The organism is Streptomyces sp. NPDC015032 (genome assembly GCF_043080425.1).
Lineage (GTDB): Bacteria > Actinomycetota > Actinomycetes > Streptomycetales > Streptomycetaceae > Streptomyces.
In genome coordinates, this window is sequence record NZ_JBIBVN010000017.1 from 25828 (window position 1) to 43398 (window position 17571).

The window sequence follows — 17571 nt, forward strand, 5'->3', positions numbered from 1 at the left end:
GTACGGACGACCGGGGATCAGCGGCGGATCAGCCGCCGGGCCGTCGCCGTCGCGACCGCCGAGGTACGGGAGTCCACGCCCAGCTTCGCGTAGATGTGCACCAGATGGGACTTCACCGTCGCCTGGCTGAGAAAGAGCCTCTTGCTGATCTGCAGGTTCGACAGGCCCTCGCCGACCAGTTGCAGGACTTCCAGCTCGCGCTTGGTCAGGGCCTGCGCCGGGGTCCGCATGCGGTCCATCAGCCGGTGCGCGACGGCCGGGGCGAGTGCCGAGCGGCCGGTCGCGGCCGTGCGGACCGCCGCCGCCAGCTCTTCCGGCGGGGCGTCCTTCAGCAGATAGCCGGCGGCGCCCGCTTCGACCGCGGCCAGGATGTCCGCGTCCGAGTCGTACGTGGTGAGGATCAGGACACGGGGCGCGCCCGCCTCTGCCGTGATGGCCGCGGTGGCCTGGGAGCCGTGCATTCCCGCGCCGAACTGCAGGTCCATGAGGACGACGTCGAACTCGCCGGTCGCGGCGAGCGCGACGGCCCGTTCGGCGGTGGCCGCCTCGGCGACCACGCGGAAGTCGGGTTCGGCGTCGAGAACGGCCCGCAGCCCCGCCCGCACCACCGGGTGGTCGTCGGCGAGCAGCAGTCTGATCGGAGTGGGGTCGGGGGGTGTCATGCGGCGTCCTGTCCTGGCCGGCCGTCGGGGAGGGGGAGTGGGAGGGTGAGGGCGACGGCCGTGCCCTGACCGGGCGCGGACTCGACACTGAGCGTGCCGCCCAGCGAACGGGCCCGGGAACGCATCGCGGGCAGCCCGAAGCCACCGGTACCGGTGTCCGCCGCGACCGGTCCGCCGTCGCCCGGGGCGAAACCGAGACCGTCGTCGACGACGTCCAGAGACACCGACGTGTCCATGAAGCTGAGTGTGATCTCCGCTCGCCGCGCCTCCGCGTGCCGCACCGTGTTGGCCAGCGCCGACTGGGCGATGCGCAGCAGCGCCACCTCGTACGGGGTGGGCAGCTCCATCGGTGAGCCGCTGACCGCGAACCGCACGGTGAGGCCGGGCCCCGTGGTGCGGGCCGAGAGGCGTTCCAGGGCGGCCGCCAGGGATCCGTTCTCCAGGTCGGGCGGGGACAGGGCGCGTACGAAGCGACGGGCCTCGGCGAGGTTGTCCTGCGCGGCCTCGCGGGCCCGGCGCACGTGCGCGGTGGCGGGAGCGTCGGCGGGCAGCGTGCGTTCGGCGGCGCGCAGCAGCAGGTGGATGCTGGACAGGCCCTGTGCCAGGGTGTCGTGGATCTCGCGGGCCAGCCGCTCACGTTCGGCGAGCGTGCCGGCCGTGCGTTCCGCCTCGGCCAGCTCCGCCCGGGTCGACATCAGCTCCTCGATGAGCTCGCGGCGCCGTTCGCTCTCCCGGAACAGCGCCTCGTACCCGAGGACCGTCGCGACCGAGACCGCCGCGCCGAGCAGCGGGCCGATGAAGGCACCGGGCGTGACGGCCTGGCCGTGCAGCACGAAGCCGGCGATGGCGACGGCGGCGGTGACCGCGACGGCCGGCAGGGCCCAGCGCGTCGGCAGCAGATGCAGTTGCAGGAAATAGAGCGGGAAGGCCACCCACAGGGCGTCGGACGACAGGACGAGCAGCACCAGCCAGACGGTGCCCAGCAGCACCAGCCACAGGGCGGCGGCGCGGGTGTGCGGCTGTACGGCGGGGGCGAGCGCGCCCGCCGCGTACACCCCCGCCATCACACAGGTGGCGATGACGACGGCGGTGGCGCGCGAGGTGCCGTCGCCGACGGCCTGCACCGCCGTGAGCGCGAGCAGCCCCACCAACAGCGCGTGCAGACAGATCCGCAGCGCGGCGGCGACCGGGGGATGGGCACGGGAATCCATAATTCGTCCAGCGTAGACGGACGGCGTCCGCTGCCGGTCAATCGAAAGGTTGATGTCGGGCCCCACCGCCGAGCGATGTTTCCGCAGGCCCGAGGGCCCAGGCTGGAAGCATGTTCGTCGCATGGAGAGATCTCCGGTTCGCCAAGGGCCGGTTCGCGCTCATGGGCTCGGTCGTGGTGCTGATCACGCTGCTCGTGGGCCTGTTGTCCGGTCTTACGGCCGGTCTGGCCCGGGAGAACACCTCGGCCGTCACGGGGCTGAACGCCGACCACCTCGCGTTCGCCGCCCCGCCCGACGGCCAGTCGGTGTCCTTCACCAATTCGACCGTCGAGGAGAGTGCCTGGCGGAGCTGGGCGAAGCGGCCCGGAGTGCGGGACGCGGAGCCGCTCGGCATCCGTACGCTCAACGCCGCCGCTGTCGAGGGGAAGCACACGGCCGCGGTCTCGGCGTTCGGCGTCCAGCCGGACGGGCGCCTGGCCCCCGCCGGCGGCGCGCGGGTCGCCACGGGGAAGGTGGTGCTGTCCGAGCAGGCCGCCGACGACCTGGGCGCCGGAGCGGGGGACCGGCTGCGGCTCGGCGACACCGAGGTCACCGTCGCCGCGGTTGCGGGAGACGCCTCGTACAGCCATACGCCGGTCGTGTGGACCTCGTTCGACGACTGGCAGCGCCTCGGGGCCGACGGCGGCCCGGCGCGGCACGCCACGGTGATCGCCCTGACCACCACCGACGGCGTCGACGTCGCCGCGGGCGACAGGGCGGCGGGCACCAGCACGCTCTCCCTCACGGACTCCCTCACCGCGATCGGCTCCTACCAGGCCGAGAACGGCTCGCTCCAGCTGATGCGCGGTTTCCTCTTCGCCATCTCGGCCCTGGTCATCGGCGCGTTCTTCACCGTCTGGACGATCCAGCGCAGCGGCGACGTCGCCGTCCTCAAGGCACTCGGCGCCTCCACCCCGTATCTGCTGCGCGATGCACTCGGGCAGGCCGTCGTGATGCTCGCCATCGGTACGGGGGTGGGCACCGTGCTGGCCTCGGGTCTCGGTGCGTTGATCAGCGGCAGTGCCGTGCCGTTCGTCCTCGACGCGGCGACCGTCCTGGTCCCGGCGGCCGTGATGATCGTTCTCGGCGCCGCCGGGGCGGCCCTGTCCATCCGGCGGATCACCGCCGTCGATCCGCTCACCGCACTCGGGAGTGCCCGATGACCCTCACCCTTGCCGACATCACCCTCACCTATCCCGACGGCGACGGCCGGCTCACCGCACTGGACCGGGTCTCGCTGGAGGTGCCCGCCGGTTCGCTCACCGCGGTCGTCGGGCCGTCCGGTTCCGGCAAGTCCAGCCTGCTGGCGGTGGCCGCGACCCTGGTCACCCCCGACGAGGGCCGGGTCGTCGTCGCCGGTACGGACATCGCGGGGCTCGGCCGCGCGGAGAAGGCCGAGCTGCGGCGAGAACGCATCGGCATCGTCTTCCAGCAGCCCAACCTGCTGCCGTCCCTCACCGCGGCCGAACAGCTTCAGGTGATGACCCATCTGTCGGGCGGTGCGGTGCGCGGCGCCCGCGGCCGGGCGCTGGAGCTGCTGGAAGCGGTCGGCCTCGCGGACAAGGCCGACCGCAGGCCCCACCAGCTGTCGGGCGGACAACGCCAGCGGGTCAACATCGCGCGGGCGCTGATGAGTGATCCGGCGGTGCTGCTCGTCGACGAACCGACCAGCGCACTCGACCACGAGCGCGGGGCCGCCGTCCTCGACCTGCTGGTCGCACTGACCCGGCAGCGGTCGACGGCGACGGTGATGGTGACGCACGACCGGGCCCATCTGGACCGCACGGACCACACCGTCACGATGGACGACGGCCGTCTGACGGTCACCGCACCGGCCTGAGAGCCTGCCCCGGCGTGAGCCCCTTCACACGGGCCCACGCCGGCTCAGCCGGCGGAACCGCTGCCGGCCAGCGCGTCGGACAGATCCTTCGCGGCCTGCTGCAGGATCGGTACGAACCGCTCCGTCGCCGCCTCGGTCACCCGGCCCGCCGGGCCCGAGATCGAAATCGCGGCCGAGGTGGGCGAGTCGGGTACGGAGACCGCCAGACAGCGCACCCCGACCTCCTGCTCGTTGTCGTCGACCGCGTAACCGACCCTGCGGACCTGCTCCAGGGCGTCGAGGAAGTCGTCCGGGGTGGTGATCGTCTTCTCGGTGGCGGCCGGCATTCCGGTACGGGCGAGCAGTGCCCGTACCTCCTCCGGGGGCGTGTGCGCCAGCAGGGCCTTGCCGACGCCCGTGGAGTGGGGGAGCACCCGGCGGCCCACCTCGGTGAACATGCGCATCGAGTGCTTGGACGGCACCTGCGCCACATACACGACCTCGTCGCCGTCGAGCAGCGCCATGTTCGCGGTCTCGCCGGTCTCCTCGACCAGGCGCGCGAGGTACGGGCGGGCCCAGGTGCCGAGCAGCCGGGAGGCGGACTCGCCGAGCCGGATCAGCCGCGGGCCGAGCGCATAGCGGCGGTTCGGCTGCTGGCGTACGTACCCGCAGACCACCAGCGTGCGCATCAGCCGGTGGATGGTCGGCAGCGGAAGCCCGCTGCTCGCGGAGAGTTCGCTCAGCCCGACCTCGCCCCCGGCATCCGCCATCCGCTCCAGCAGATCGAAGGCGCGCTCAAGGGACTGCACACCACCGCTGGAGGCGGCGGGCTTGGAGTCGGATGTGCTGGCGTGGGACGGCGGCACGTCAACGGTCCTTTCGAGGCGTAAGGGCAAGTCAGCAGGGTACCGGGCGCTTCCCGATCGGCCCACTGCTCAGGGTGCGGCGTCCTGGCCGGTCAGAGCCCCTTTGTCCCGGTGCCAGCAGTCGGCGGACCGGTTCCGTGGTGCCGTACTGGTCCCCTGTTACGTTCCGCTCACCGGAATTGATCTTTTACTTTGTGGAAAAAATCCAGGCGCGGTTGCGGGTGGTCCAGCGGCTGCCCGGCGAGGAGAGTGGGGTCTTGACGGACCCGAATCCCGAGTGAAGACTCCTTCAACAGTTCGTTGAATTTGCCAGCGGTCGAAAGTGCGACGTGAGGAGCACGGGTGTCCGGTGCGGACGTGAAACTGCTACTGCGTTCGACGCGTGTCGTCACCCCGGACGGGACGCGCCCCGCAGCGGTCGCGGTCGCCGCCGGGAGAATCGACGCGGTCCTGCCGTACGGCACTGAGGTGCCGCCCGGCGCCCGGCTGGAGGACTTCGGTGACGACGTCCTGCTGCCCGGACTCGTCGACACCCATGTCCATGTGAACGACCCCGGCCGCACCGCGTGGGAAGGCTTCCGCACCGCCACCCGCGCGGCGGCGGCAGGCGGCGTCACCACCCTGCTCGACATGCCGCTCAACTCCCTGCCGCCGACCACCACCGTCGACCACCTGCGCACCAAGCAGCGGGCGGCGGCCCCCGAGGCGCACATCGACACCGGGTTCTGGGGCGGGGCGATCCCGTCCAACGTCCAGGATCTGCGCCCACTGCACGAGGCCGGGGTCTTCGGTTTCAAGTGCTTCCTCTCGCCCTCCGGCGTCGACGAGTTCCCGGAGCTCGACCAGGAGCAACTGGCCCGGTCCATGGCCGAGATCGCCGGCTTCGGCGGGCTGCTGATCGTGCATGCCGAGGACCCGCGCCATCTGGCCTCCGCACCCCAGTGCCGCGGGCCCGCGTACGCCGACTTCCTCGCCTCCCGGCCCCGGGACGCCGAGAACACCGCGATCGAGGGGCTCATCGCGCACGCCGGCCGGCTGAACGCCCGGGTCCATGTGCTGCACCTGTCGTCCGGCGACGCGCTGCCGGTGATCGCCGCCGCCAAGCGCGAGGGCGTACGGGTCACCGCCGAGTCCTGTCCGCACTTCCTCACCCTCACCGCCGAGGAAGTCCCGGACGGCGCCACGGAGTTCAAGTGCTGCCCGCCGATCCGGGAGGCCGCCAACCAGGACGCGCTGTGGGACGGCCTGGCCGACGGGACGATCGACTGCATCGTCTCCGACCATTCGCCGTGCACCGCCGACCTCAAGACGCCGGACTTCGCCACCGCCTGGGGCGGCATCTCCTCCCTCCAGCTGGGCCTTTCCGTCATCTGGACCGAGGCCCGCAGGCGCGGCCACTCGCTCGACGACGTCGTCCGCTGGATGTCGGCCGCCCCCGCCGCACTGGCCGGGCTGACCCGCAAGGGTGCCATCGAGGCCGGCCGTGACGCCGACTTCGCCGTCCTCGCCCCCGACGAGACCTTCACCGTCGACCCCGCCGAACTCTTCCACCGCAACCAGGTCACCGCCTACGCCGGCCGGACCCTGTACGGCGTCGTGAAGTCGACCTGGCTCCGCGGGCAGCGGATCGCGGCGGACGGCGCCGTCGGTGAACCCACCGGCCGCCTCCTCGAAAGGAACCACCGACCATGACGGCGACAGCCCGCTTCACCGGCGATGCGAACCCGTACGGCGGCGGCGACCCGTACGCCGACTACCGCACCGCCGATCTCTCTTTCACCGACCTCGTCGACCTCGCTGACCGGCGCCTCGGCGCGGGTGTGATCGCCGCCAACGACGAGTTCTTCGCCGAGCGCGAGAACCTGCTGAGGCCGGGACCCGCCGAGTTCGACCCCGGGCACTTCGGCCACAAGGGCAAGGTCATGGACGGCTGGGAGACCCGTCGCCGTCGCGGTGCGGGCGCCGACCGGCCGCACCCGGCGGACGAGGACCACGACTGGGCGCTGATTCGCCTCGGCGCACCCGGAGTCGTACGCGGCATCGTCGTCGACACCGCCCACTTCCGCGGCAACTACCCGCAGGCGGTCTCCGTCGAGGCGGCCTGCGTCCCCGGCTCCCCCTCGGCCGGGGAACTCCTCGCGCCCGAGGTGACATGGACGACGCTGGTACCGCGTACGGCCGTCGGTGGACATGCGGCCAATGGATTCGCCGTCGCGGTCGAACAGCGCGTCACCCATCTGCGGGTCAACCAGCACCCCGACGGGGGGATGGCCCGGCTCCGGGTGCATGGCGAGGTCGCCCCCGACCCGGTCTGGCTTGCCGCGCTCGGCACCTTCGATCTGGTCGCCCTGGAGAACGGCGGCATGGTCGAGGACGCCTCCGACCGCTTCTACTCCCCGGCCACCAACACCATCCAGCCGGGCAGGTCCCGCAAGATGGACGACGGCTGGGAGACCCGGCGCCGACGCGACAAGGGAAACGACTGGATCCGCTACCGCCTCGTGGAACAGGCGGAGATCCGGGCCGTCGAGATCGACACCGCGTACCTGAAGGGCAACTCGGCGGGCTGGGCAAGCCTTTCCGCCCGAGACGGGGACGGCGGCGACTGGAACGAGGTGCTGCCCCGGACCCGGCTGCAGCCCGACACGAACCACCGCTTCGTCCTGCCGGACGCCGTGCGGGCCACGCACGTCCGGATCGACATCTTCCCGGACGGCGGCATCTCGCGGCTGCGACTGTTCGGATCACCGACCGATGAGGGGGCCACGCGACTGGCCGCGCGCCACCGTGAGCTCGGCGGATAGCTTTCCCGCCCGTCCGAGTGCCGGCCGGGCCGGTGCCCGACCCGTCCGGCACCGTCCGGGTGTGCCCGATGAGTCCGTGTCCGGGGCTTGTGGGACCCTGGACGCATGATCTTCATCGCCGTCAAATTCACCGTTCGCAGCGCCGAGCGTGACAACTGGCTGCCGGCCGTCGAACCCTTCACGCTCGCGACCCGGAAGGAGCCGGGCAACGTGTTCTTCGAGTGGTCGTACAGCGTCGAGAACCCCGACGAGTTCGTCCTGCTGGAGGCCTTCGCCTCCCCCGAGGCCGGCGAGGCCCATGTGAAGTCGGAGCACTTCGCGGCGGCGATGGACCTGATGGCGGATCTCGTCGCCGAGACCCCGCAGATCATCAACGTCGAGGTACCGGGCGAGGGCTGGTCCCGGATGGCGGAGGTCACCCCGCGCTCGCTCTGACGCCCGCGCCGTGCCGTGCAGATGCCACCACCGATGAACTCACGCTCGCGGAACAGGTCAGGCCGTGTGACCGCCGTCCACCGCCACCTCCGTACCCGTGATGAACGCCGCCTCGTCACTCGCCGGGCAGGCGGATCAGGGAAGCCACTTCTTCCGGCGTGCCGAACCGGTCCAGCGCGGTCGTGGAGCGCTGTCCGGCGGCGAACGGACCGTCGGCCGGGTCGAGGTCCGTGTCCACGGGGCCGGGCTGGACCAGGCTGACCGTGATGCCGCGCGGACCGGGTTCGCGGATGCGCGTGTGCTGCGGATGGCCCGCATCAAGTCGGTCCAGGGGGCGGACTCGCTGTCGCTGACGGCGATCCGGCTCGGCAGCGCGGTCGCCGTCTTCGCGGTGCTCGCCACCGAGCCCGGCACCGGTCACGCGCCGTGGACGGTGCTCGGCGTCCTCATGGCGAGAGCCTCGCGGGCGCCGTCCCACCACCGCGTCAGCCGCCGGACTGAGAGCTTCGGCCGAAAGTCTCGCGTTGCGCGACTTTGGTCGCTCGCCGCGCCCCGGATGGCCGGGGCGACTGCCCGACCTGGCTAGTTTTGTCGTATGACGCGTATGGAGTACCGCTGGCTGCTTCCCTCGGCGATGGCCGACCCCGAGCTGCCCGGCGACCAGGGCGGCCGCTCGCGACGCACCGTGCGGGACTGGGTCGTCGACCTCACCGCCTTCCTCTGCGTGGCCGGAACCGGCCTGCTCGTCGCGTCGTCGATCGACGCGGACCACACCACGCCCGAAGGCGTCGTCTTCGTCGACTGCCTGGTGGGCGCCGCGGCCTGCTGCGCGCTGTGGGTGCGCCGGCGCTGGCCGGTCGGTGTCGCGGTGGGTCTGATCCTGCTCTCCACCATCGAGCCGGTCGCTGCCGGAGCCATGCTCGTGGGCCTGTTCAGCGTGGCCGTGCACCGTCCGTTCCGGCCGGCGGCGGCCATCGGGGCGCTCGCCCTGGTCGCCGCGCCGGTGCAGCCGTATCTGCGCCCCGATCCGAACGGCTCGTTCCTCGGGTCGACGTTCGTCGGTGCGCTGCTGTCCCTGCTGGTGCTCAGCTGGGGCATGGTCGTACGGTTCAGGCGCCAGCTCGTCGTCACACTGCGCGAGCGGGCCCGCCGGGCCGAGACCGAGGCGGAGCTCCGGGCCGAGCAGGCCCAGCGGCTGGCCCGCGAGGCCATCGCCCGGGAGATGCACGACGTGCTGGCCCACCGGCTCACCCTTCTCAGCGTCCACGCGGGCGCCCTCGAATTCCGCCCCGACGCACCCCCGGCCGAGGTGGCGCGCGCCGCCGGGGTCATCCGGGACAGCGCACACGAGGCGCTCCAGGACCTCCGGGAGATCATCGGAGTCCTGCGCAGCCCAGGTGAGAGCGACGGCAACCGGCCGCAGCCCACTCTGGCCACCCTGGAGTCGTTGATCGCCGAGTCCCGGCTGGCCGGCATGGCAGTCGCTCTCGACAACCGCATCGCCGATCCCGCCGAGGCCCCCGCGGCCACCGGCCGCACCGTCTATCGCATTGCGCAGGAGGGGCTGACCAACGCCCGTAAACACGCACCCGGGGCCGAGGTCACGGTCAAGGTCGCCGGCAGACCCGGCGACGGCCTCACCATCGAGGTGCTCAATCCGGCGCCGACCGAACCGTTCGAGCTGGTTCCCGGCTCGGGCCAGGGGCTCATCGGCCTCACCGAGCGCGCCACTCTGGCGGGCGGCCGCCTCGACCACGGGGCGGAACCGGGCGGCGGTTTCGGCATCCGGGCCTGGCTGCCATGGCCACTGTGACGGCCACGGACGGCCATGGTCTTCGGGCGCGCCACGGTCTTCGGGCCCGTCACGGTCCTCGGGCCCGCCACGGATCCGCGGCCCGTCCCGGTCCGTCCGCCGGGACCGATGGGCGTTCACGGGCGGGCGCGACGGTCCCCGGCGCACCGGGTCTCCGGCCCTGGTTACGGTGGTCGTCATGACCACCCCGACCGCCAAGGACCCCGTGGCGCAGCCCGTCCGACTGCTCATCGTCGACGACGACCCGCTCGTGCGGGCCGGGCTCGCGCTCATGCTCGGCGGCGCCGACGACATCGACATCGTGGGGGAGGGAGCCGACGGCGTCGACGCGGTGGAACTCGTCGACCGGCTCCGCCCCGATGTGGTGCTGATGGACATCCGGATGCCGACCATGGACGGGCTGACCGCGACCGAGGCCCTGCGTGCCCGCCCCCACGCTCCCGAGGTCATCGTCCTGACGACCTTCCACGCCGACGAGCAGGTGGTGCGGGCCATCCGCGCCGGAGCGGCCGGATTTGTCCTGAAGGACACCCCTCCGGCGCATATCGTCGACTCGGTGCGGCGGGTGGCGGCCGGCGATCCGGTGCTCTCGCCGGCGGTGACCCGCCAGCTCATGGCCCGCGCCGCGGGGACCCGTCCGGGGAACGGCGTCGAGGAGCGGGCCGGCCGGGCACGACGGCGGATCGCCGCACTGGCCGAGCGGGAACGCGATGTCGCCGTCGCCGTCGCACAGGGCTGTTCCAACGCCGAGATCGCCGCGGCGCTCTATCTCAGCGTGGCGACCGTGAAGACGCATGTGTCCCGGATCCTGGCCAAGTTCGACTTCAACAACCGTGTCCAGATCGCGCTGTTGGTGCATGACGCGGGCCTGCTCGACGACGGCGGTTCGGAAACCGGCGGCATAGGCTGAGCCGGTCGGCCCGAGAGGACCGAGCCGTTCAGACCTGGAGGGGCGATCCCATGTCCGATGCCAGTGACCGTGTCGATGTCGATCTGCGCGGGGTCGAGGACTTCACCGCGAACCCCTATCCGTACTACGCGAAGCTGCGGGCCGCGGGTCCCGTGCACACCGTACGCACCGACGACATCGAGCGGGCCTGGCTCGTGGTCGGGTACGACGAGGCCCGCGCGGCCCTCGCCGATCAGCGGCTCGGCAAGGACTGGCGCGGGCTGCCCGGCGCGCCGGTCGAGAGTTCCCCGATCTTCGCCAACATGCTGGAGCTCGACGCGCCCCACCACACCCGGCTGCGCAAACTCGTCGCCCGGGAGTTCACCGCCCGCCGGGTCGAGGCCCTGCGTCCGCGTGTCCAGCAGATCACCGACGAACTCCTCGACGCGATGGTGCCGTTGGGGCGCGCCGATCTCGTCGACGCGCTGGCCTTTCCCCTGCCCATGACCGTCATCTGCGAACTGATCGGTGTGCCGGACCTGGACCGTGATGTGTTCCGCCGGCTGTCGAACGGCGTCATCTATCCGGCCACACCGCAGGAGGAGGCCGAGACGGTGGCCGCCATGGGCCGGTATCTCGGCGAACTCATCGAGGACAAACAGCGCTCACCCGGGGACGACCTGATGAGCGCGCTGGTCAGGACGCGGGACGAGGAGGGGGACGGACTGTCGGCCGATGAACTCGTAGGCATGGCGTTCCTGCTGCTCGTCGCCGGCCACGAGACCACGGTCAACCTGATCTCCAACGGGGTACGCGCACTGCTCGGACACCCGGACCAACTGGCCGCTCTCCGCGCCGACCCCGGCCTGATGGACGGCGCGGTCGAGGAGATGCTGCGCTACGAGGGCCCGGTGGAGACCGCCACGTTCCGATTCCCCCGCGAAGAGATCGAGATCGGGGACCGGGTCATCCCGGCGGGCGAGCCGGTTCTGGTCTCCCTGGCGGGGGCCGGCCACGACCACGGCCGTTACCCCCGGCCGGACACCTTCGACATCCGCCGCGACGCCCAGGGACACCTGGCCTTCGGGCACGGCAGCCACTTCTGCATGGGTGCCCCGCTGGCCCGGATGGAGGGCCGGATCGCGATCCGTACGCTGCTGGAGCGGTGCCCCGGCCTCGTACTGGACGCGGACGAGGGCGAGTTCGACTGGATCCCGGGACTGCTGATCCGGGGGGTGCGCCGGCTGCCCGTCCGCTGGTGAGGTAAAAACCTTTGTCATGACCGGACTTGACTTGCAGATGGCGCAGAAGGTCCTCGACAGCCAGCCGTTCAGCGGGCTCGTCGGGGCGCGGATCACCGCCTTCGGGGGCGGCGCGGCCACCCTCGAAGTGGACATCCGGCAGGAACTCCAGCAGCAGAACGGCTTTCTGCACGGTGGAGTCCTGGCCTATGCGGCCGACAACTCGATCACCTTCGCCGCCGGGACGACGCTCGGCCCGGCCGTTCTGACCGGTGGCTTCTCCATCCAGTACGTGCGGCCCGCCACCGGCCGCACACTCATCGCCCACGCCGATGTCGTGCACACCGGCCGACGCCAGGCCGTGGTCCGCTGCGAGCTGTTCGCCGCGGGGGAGGACGGAGCCAAGACGCTCTGCGCGGTCGCGCAGGGCACCGTACTGTCCGCCACGTCCTCCTCCTGAACCGTCCGGCCCCGCCGCCGGTCACGAGGCGGTGCGGGCCGATTCCGCCGGACGGGCGGCGCCTGCGGCGATCTCCGCGATCTCCACGGGGCGCCGCTCCCGGCGGGACACCTCGCACGCCTCCGCCACCAGCAGCGCGTACCACGCCTCCCGGCCGTCGCACGGATTGGGCAGCTCGCCCCGCACCACCCGTACGAACGCGTCCAGTTCCGCCTCGTACGCCGGAGCGAACCGTTCCAGGAAGCCCGGCCAGGGGCTGCGCGGTGCGGCGGGACCCCGTGGCTCGGCCGAGGTGACCGGCGTACGGTCGTCCAGGCCGACCGTGATCTGGCCGAGCTCGCCCGCCAGTTCCATCCGTACGTCGTAGCCGGCGCCGTTGCAGCGGGTGGCCGTCGCCGTGGCCAGGGTGCCGTCGTCGAGGGTCAGCAGCGCCGCCGCCGTGTCGACGTCGCCGGCCGCCCGGAACATCTCGGGCCCGGCATCCGATCCGGTGGCGTACACCTCGGTCACCTCACGGCCCGTCACCCAGCGCAGCATGTCGAAGTCATGGACGAGACAGTCCCGGTACAGCCCCCCGGAGAGCGGCAGATACGCGGCGGGCGGCGGCGCCGGGTCCATCGTCATCGCCCGCACGGTGTGCAGCCGGCCCAGCGCCCCCGCCCGTACGGCGGCGCGGGCCGCCCCGTACCCGGCGTCGAACCTGCGCATGAAGCCCAGCTGGAGGACGCTTCCGGCCCGCTCGACCTCGCGCAGCGCGCTCAGCGTCCCCAGCAGGTCCAGGGCGATCGGCTTCTCGCAGAACGCGGGCAGTCCCGCCCGTGCGGCCCGCCCGATCAGCTCCGCGTGCGCCGACGTGGCCGAGGCGATCACCACGGCGTCCACCCCCGAGCCGAACACCTCGGCGGCGCTGTCCGCGGCCGTCGCGCCGATGCGGCCGGCGACCCCGGCCGCCCGCGCCCGGTCGGTGTCCGCCACCACCAGATCGTCCACCTCGGGATGGCGGGCCAGCACGGCCGCGTGGAAGGAACCGATCCGGCCGGTGCCGATGAGTCCGATGCGCATGGACCCAACGTGCCGTCCGTCGGCTGCGCTGTCAACCATATGTCCTGACAAGGTGCCGCTTGTTCCGTAGTCATGCTGTCCGGACAACAGAACGACCTGACTACCGGAGCATCCGACGTGAGGGATACCCTCCACGCGTGCCCAAACCCACCACCGACCCCGTCGCGCTCGAACTCGGTGTGGACCGCACCAGCCCGGTTCCCCTCTATTACCAGCTGGCCCAGCAACTGGAAGCGGCCATCGAACAGGGCCGGCTCGCCCCCGGCAGCCTCCTGGGCAACGAGATCGAGCTCGCGGCCCGGCTCGGCCTGTCCCGGCCCACCGTCCGCCAGGCCATCCAGTCACTGGTCGACAAGGGCCTGATGGTCCGCCGCCGCGGCGTCGGCACCCAGGTGGTGCACAGCCGGGTCCGCCGCCCGCTCGAACTGAGCAGCCTGTACGACGACCTGGAGGCGGCGGGCGGGCACCCCACGACCCGTGTGCTGCGCAACACCGTCGAGCCCGCCGGTGCCGAGGCCGCCGATGCCCTCGGCATCACGGAGGGCACCGACGTCCATCTCGTCGAGCGGCTGCGGTACGCGCACGACGAGCCGCTGGCGCTGCTGCGCAACCAGCTGCCCCTCGGGATCGTCGACCTGGACACCCGGCGGCTGGAGACGACCGGCCTGTACCGGATGATGCGCGGCGCGGGCATCGCCCTGCACAGCGCCCGTCAGACCGTCGGAGCCCGGCTAGCCACCGCCGAGGAGGCGGCCGGACTCGCCGAGACGGAAGGGGCCGCCCTGCTGACGATGGAGCGCACCACCTTCGACGACACCGGGCGCGCGGTCGAGTTCGGCTCCCACATCTACCGGGCCTCGCGCTACTCCTTCGATTTCCAGCTGCTCGTGCGGTGACGACGGCCGCACGGACCCGTTGACGTCTCGTACGTCCGCCCCTATAACTCCCCCAGCCGCACTCGGGCGGCCGGAGAGAAGGCGGACCCACGGATGCGTACCTCTCGCAGGACGGCGGCCCTGACCGCCACGGCCGCCATCGGCAGCGGCCCCGCCCTCGACGGAAACGTCGTCGCCGGCGGAGAGCCGGTGCTCACGGCACCGGCCATCGGCACCGCCGACGACGTACCGCGGCCGGAGGATTACACCGCGCGCGGCACCTGACGTCCGTCGCGCGCGGCGCCGTGGACACCCGGCGCCCATGTGGGTGCGTCGCCCCTGCCGGGCGGCGCCGTCGGCGACTCGGGGATACTTGGCCAGCCGGGCAGGGCGCGAATCGTCCCCGGCCCCACCAAAGAGCACCAGCGAGCAGCACAAGAAGGGCACGGCGTCGTGGCAAGGGTTCGGACAGGGGTACGTGCGATGGGCGCCGTGCTTGCGGCGGTGCTGGGGGTCTCCCTCGTGGGCTGCAGCAGCACCGGTGGCAAGCGGGCGGAGGAGCGCGCGGCCCGGGCTGCCGCCGAGGGCCGGTCCGCGGTGAACACGCCCCGATGGACCTTTGCCATGGTCACCCACTCGGGCGACGGCGACACCTTCTGGGACATCGTCCAGCGGGGCGCCGAGCAGGCGGCCGTCAAGGACAACATCAAGTTCCTGTACTCGCACAACGACGAGGCGCAGCAGCAGGCCCAGCTCGTCCAGGCGGCCATCGACCAGAAGGTCGACGGGCTGATCGTCACGCTCGCCAAGCCCGACGCGATGAAGGACGTCGTCGCCAAGGCCACCAAGGCCGGCATCCCCGTGATCACGGTGAACTCGGGCTCCGCGGAGTCCAAGCAGTTCGGCGCGCTCACCCACATCGGCCAGGACGAGTCCATCGCGGGCGAGGCGGTCGGCGACGAGCTCAACGCACGCGGCCGCAAGAAGGCCCTGTGCATCCTGCACGAGCAGGGCAACGTCGGCCACGAGCAGCGCTGCGCCGGGGCGAAGAAGACCTTCGACGGGCAGATGCAGAACCTGTACGTCGAAGGCACCAACATGCCCGATGTCCAGGCGTCCATCGAGGCCAAGCTCCAGGCCGACAAGAACATCGACGCGGTCGTCACGCTCGGCGCGCCGTTCGCGGACGCCGCCGTCAAGGCGAAGCAGACCGCGGGCAGCAAGGCCGAGGTCGACACCTTCGACCTGAACGCCAAGGTCGCCACGGCCCTCCAGGACGAGACCCTCGGCTTCGCGGTCGACCAGCAGCCCTACCTCCAGGGATACGAGGCCGTGGACCTGCTCTGGCTCCACCGCTACAACGGCAATGTCCTCGGCGGCGGGCGTCCGGTCCTCACCGGCCCGCAGATCATCACTTCGAAGGACGCCGCCGAGCTGGCGGAATACACGAAGCGGGGGACCCGATGAGCACCGTCACCGGCCCACCCGCCGTGGCCGCGGCCGATGAGCGGCTGCTGCGGACCTCACCGCTGCGCAGACTGCTCGGCCGCCCCGAGCTCGGCTCGGTGGTCGGCGCGGCGGCCGTATTCCTCTTCTTCTCGATCGTCGCCGACAGCTTCCTGCGCACCTCCAGCCTCGGCACGGTGCTCTACGCGGCCTCCACCATCGGGATCATGGCCGCACCGGTGGCGCTGCTGATGATCGGCGGCGAGTTCGACCTCTCCGCCGGTGTGCTGGTCACCAGCTCCGCGCTGATCTCGTCGATGTTCAGCTACCAGATGACGGCCAACGTCTGGGTCGGCGTCTTCGTGTCGCTGCTGGTCACGCTCGCCGTCGGGGCGTTCAACGGTTTCATGCTGACCCGGACCAAACTGCCGAGCTTCATCATCACGCTCGGCACGTTCCTCATGCTGACCGGCCTCAACCTGGGCTTCACCAAGCTGATCAGCGGGACGGTGTCGACGAAGTCCATCGGCGACATGGAGGGCTTCGACTCGGCCCGCCGGGTCTTCGCCTCGCAGTGGACCATCGGCGGCGTCGAGTTCAAGGTCACCATCCTGTGGTGGGCCGTGCTCGTGGCGGTCGCCACCTGGATCCTGCTGCGCACCCGCTTCGGCAACTGGATCTTCGCGGTCGGCGGCGAGGCGGACGCGGCCCGCGCGGTCGGCGTCCCGGTGATCCGTACCAAGATCGGGCTCTACCTCGGGGTCGCCTTCGCCGCCTGGGTCTCCGGGCAGCATCTGCTGTTCTCGTACGACGTGGTGCAGTCCGGCGAGGGCGTCGGCAACGAGCTGATCTACATCATCGCGGCCGTCATCGGCGGCTGCCTGATCACCGGCGGCTACGGCTCCGCGATCGGCTCCGCGGTCGGTGCCTTCATCTTCGGCATGACCAGCAAGGGCATCGTGTACGCGGAGTGGAACCCGGACTGGTTCAAGTTCTTCCTCGGAGCCATGCTGCTCCTGGCCACCCTGCTCAACGCATGGGTACGCAAGCGCGCGGAGGCGACGAAATGACGGCCCCCCAGGCACCGGCCGACCAGGAGGCGTCCCACCCGGCGCTCGTCGAGCTCGACCACGTCAGCAAGTTCTACGGCAACATCAAGGCACTCCAGGACGTCTCGCTGGAGGTCCACGCGGGGGAGATCTCCTGTGTCCTCGGCGACAACGGCGCCGGCAAGTCCACCCTCATCAAGATCATCGCCGGGCTGCACCGGCACGACGCGGGCAGCTTGCTCATCGATGGCGAGGAGACCACCCTCGTCAACCCGCGCGACGCCCTCGACCGCGGCATCGCCACCGTCTACCAGGACCTTGCCGTCGTCCCCCTGATGCCGGTCTGGCGGAACTTCTTCCTCGGCTCCGAGCCGACCACCGGCGCGGGCCCCTTCAAGCGCCTCGACGTACGGCTGATGCGCGAGACGACCCGCTCCGAGCTGCTGCGCATGGGCATCGACCTGCGCGATGTCGACCAGCCGATCGGCACGCTCTCCGGCGGCGAGCGCCAGTGCGTCGCCATCGCGCGGGCGGTCTACTTCGGCGCCAAGGTCCTCGTCCTGGACGAGCCGACCGCCGCGCTCGGCGTCAAGCAGTCCGGAGTCGTCCTCAAGTACGTCGCGGCCGCCCGTGACGCCGGCCTCGGCGTGGTCCTCATCACGCACAACCCGCACCACGCGTATCTGGTCGGTGACCGGTTCGTCCTGCTCAAGCGGGGCGCCATGTCCGGCAGCCACACCCGGGCGGGTGTCACCCTGGACGAGCTGACCCGCCAGATGGCGGGCGGCAGCGAGCTGGAGGAGCTCGGCCACGAGCTGGAGCGGGCCCCGGGACCGGCCCATCTGGGCGGCCGCCGGGTCGACGACGACCCGCGGTGACCCCGGGCCCGCGCGGGCCCCG

Annotated in this window: 18 protein-coding genes and 2 pseudogenes; 15 read left to right on the top strand and 5 right to left on the bottom strand. The window is 71.7% G+C overall.

Features of this window, described 5'->3' with window-relative positions; translation table 11 throughout:
* Window positions 1-17: 17 nt before the first annotated feature.
* Both ACF08M_RS23230 and ACF08M_RS23235 read right to left on the bottom strand, forming a co-directional pair.
* Window positions 18-662, bottom strand: a complete 645-nt coding sequence (locus ACF08M_RS23230; RefSeq protein WP_392187176.1) for a response regulator — start codon at window positions 660-662, stop codon at window positions 18-20.
* Window positions 659-1873, bottom strand: coding sequence for a sensor histidine kinase (locus ACF08M_RS23235; RefSeq protein WP_392187177.1), 1215 nt, complete (start codon window positions 1871-1873; stop codon window positions 659-661). The genes ACF08M_RS23230 and ACF08M_RS23235 overlap by 4 nt, the downstream gene beginning before the upstream one ends.
* A 110-nt stretch (window positions 1874-1983) precedes the next feature.
* Here ACF08M_RS23235 and ACF08M_RS23240 point away from each other — a divergent pair, with 110 nt between their 5' ends.
* On the top strand, window positions 1984-3075 hold the full coding sequence (locus ACF08M_RS23240; RefSeq protein WP_392187178.1) for an ABC transporter permease: 1092 nt from the start codon (window positions 1984-1986) through the stop codon (window positions 3073-3075).
* Window positions 3072-3752, top strand: coding sequence for an ABC transporter ATP-binding protein (locus ACF08M_RS23245; RefSeq protein ID WP_392187179.1), 681 nt, complete (start codon window positions 3072-3074; stop codon window positions 3750-3752). The genes ACF08M_RS23240 and ACF08M_RS23245 overlap by 4 nt, the downstream gene beginning before the upstream one ends.
* Window positions 3753-3796: 44 nt before the next feature.
* Here ACF08M_RS23245 and ACF08M_RS23250 read toward each other — a convergent pair whose 3' ends face one another.
* Window positions 3797-4597 (bottom strand): IclR family transcriptional regulator, encoded by an 801-nt coding sequence (locus tag ACF08M_RS23250; protein ID WP_392187180.1) that lies wholly within the window; start codon window positions 4595-4597, stop codon window positions 3797-3799.
* Window positions 4598-4939: 342 nt separating this feature from the next.
* Here ACF08M_RS23250 and allB point away from each other — a divergent pair, with 342 nt between their 5' ends.
* The 3 genes from allB (at window position 4940) to ACF08M_RS23265 (ending at window position 7836) form a co-directional block, all read left to right on the top strand.
* Window positions 4940-6289: an allantoinase AllB gene (gene allB / locus ACF08M_RS23255; RefSeq protein WP_392187181.1), complete on the top strand. Its 1350-nt coding sequence runs from the start codon at window positions 4940-4942 to the stop codon at window positions 6287-6289.
* A complete protein-coding gene (gene alc, locus ACF08M_RS23260) occupies window positions 6286-7401 on the top strand; it encodes an allantoicase (RefSeq protein ID WP_392187182.1) in 1116 nt (371 codons plus the stop codon). The genes allB and alc overlap by 4 nt, the downstream gene beginning before the upstream one ends.
* A gap of 105 nt (window positions 7402-7506) precedes the next feature.
* Window positions 7507-7836 (top strand): putative quinol monooxygenase, encoded by a 330-nt coding sequence (locus tag ACF08M_RS23265; RefSeq protein ID WP_392187183.1) that lies wholly within the window; start codon window positions 7507-7509, stop codon window positions 7834-7836.
* Between the two features lie 57 nt (window positions 7837-7893).
* Here the strand turns inward: ACF08M_RS23265 and ACF08M_RS23270 are convergent.
* Window positions 7894-8125: pseudogene (locus ACF08M_RS23270) on the bottom strand (SDR family oxidoreductase); the annotation flags it as partial.
* Between the two features lie 9 nt (window positions 8126-8134).
* On the opposite strand from ACF08M_RS23270, the pseudogene ACF08M_RS23275 reads away from it, so the two are divergent.
* From ACF08M_RS23275 to ACF08M_RS23295, 5 genes and pseudogenes are all read left to right on the top strand, one after another.
* Window positions 8135-8272 (top strand): annotated as a pseudogene (locus tag ACF08M_RS23275) (EamA family transporter); the annotation flags it as partial.
* Between the two features lie 159 nt (window positions 8273-8431).
* Window positions 8432-9649, top strand: coding sequence for a sensor histidine kinase (locus ACF08M_RS23280; protein WP_392187184.1), 1218 nt, complete (start codon window positions 8432-8434; stop codon window positions 9647-9649).
* Between the two features lie 178 nt (window positions 9650-9827).
* Window positions 9828-10559 carry a response regulator gene (locus tag ACF08M_RS23285; protein WP_392187185.1) on the top strand — a complete coding sequence of 244 codons (732 nt, stop codon included), beginning with the start codon at window positions 9828-9830 and terminating at the stop codon, window positions 10557-10559.
* 50 nt (window positions 10560-10609) lie between these two features.
* Window positions 10610-11800, top strand: a complete 1191-nt coding sequence (locus ACF08M_RS23290) for a cytochrome P450 (RefSeq protein WP_392187186.1) — start codon at window positions 10610-10612, stop codon at window positions 11798-11800.
* Between the two features lie 16 nt (window positions 11801-11816).
* A complete protein-coding gene (locus ACF08M_RS23295; protein WP_392187187.1) occupies window positions 11817-12239 on the top strand; it encodes a PaaI family thioesterase in 423 nt (140 codons plus the stop codon).
* A gap of 21 nt (window positions 12240-12260) precedes the next feature.
* Here the strand turns inward: ACF08M_RS23295 and ACF08M_RS23300 are convergent, their stop codons facing one another.
* Window positions 12261-13301 (bottom strand): Gfo/Idh/MocA family oxidoreductase, encoded by a 1041-nt coding sequence (locus ACF08M_RS23300; RefSeq protein WP_392187188.1) that lies wholly within the window; start codon window positions 13299-13301, stop codon window positions 12261-12263.
* Between the two features lie 137 nt (window positions 13302-13438).
* Here ACF08M_RS23300 and ACF08M_RS23305 point away from each other — a divergent pair, with 137 nt between their 5' ends.
* From ACF08M_RS23305 to ACF08M_RS23325, 5 genes are all read left to right on the top strand, one after another.
* Complete coding sequence (locus tag ACF08M_RS23305; RefSeq protein ID WP_392187189.1) at window positions 13439-14197, top strand: GntR family transcriptional regulator; 759 nt, start codon at window positions 13439-13441, stop codon at window positions 14195-14197.
* 93 nt (window positions 14198-14290) lie between these two features.
* Window positions 14291-14461 carry a hypothetical protein gene (locus ACF08M_RS23310; RefSeq protein ID WP_392187190.1) on the top strand — a complete coding sequence of 57 codons (171 nt, stop codon included), beginning with the start codon at window positions 14291-14293 and terminating at the stop codon, window positions 14459-14461.
* A 198-nt stretch (window positions 14462-14659) separates the two neighbouring features.
* Entirely contained in the window at window positions 14660-15643 is a 984-nt protein-coding gene (locus ACF08M_RS23315; protein WP_392187191.1) for a sugar ABC transporter substrate-binding protein, read from the top strand.
* Window positions 15640-16692: an ABC transporter permease gene (locus tag ACF08M_RS23320; protein WP_392187192.1), complete on the top strand. Its 1053-nt coding sequence runs from the start codon at window positions 15640-15642 to the stop codon at window positions 16690-16692. Before ACF08M_RS23315 ends, ACF08M_RS23320 begins: the two co-directional genes overlap by 4 nt.
* The gene (locus ACF08M_RS23325) at window positions 16689-17549 is read left to right on the top strand and encodes an ATP-binding cassette domain-containing protein (RefSeq protein ID WP_392187193.1); all 861 of its coding nucleotides are present in this window, start codon (window positions 16689-16691) and stop codon (window positions 17547-17549) included. The genes ACF08M_RS23320 and ACF08M_RS23325 overlap by 4 nt, the downstream gene beginning before the upstream one ends.
* Window positions 17550-17571: the final 22 nt, after the last annotated feature.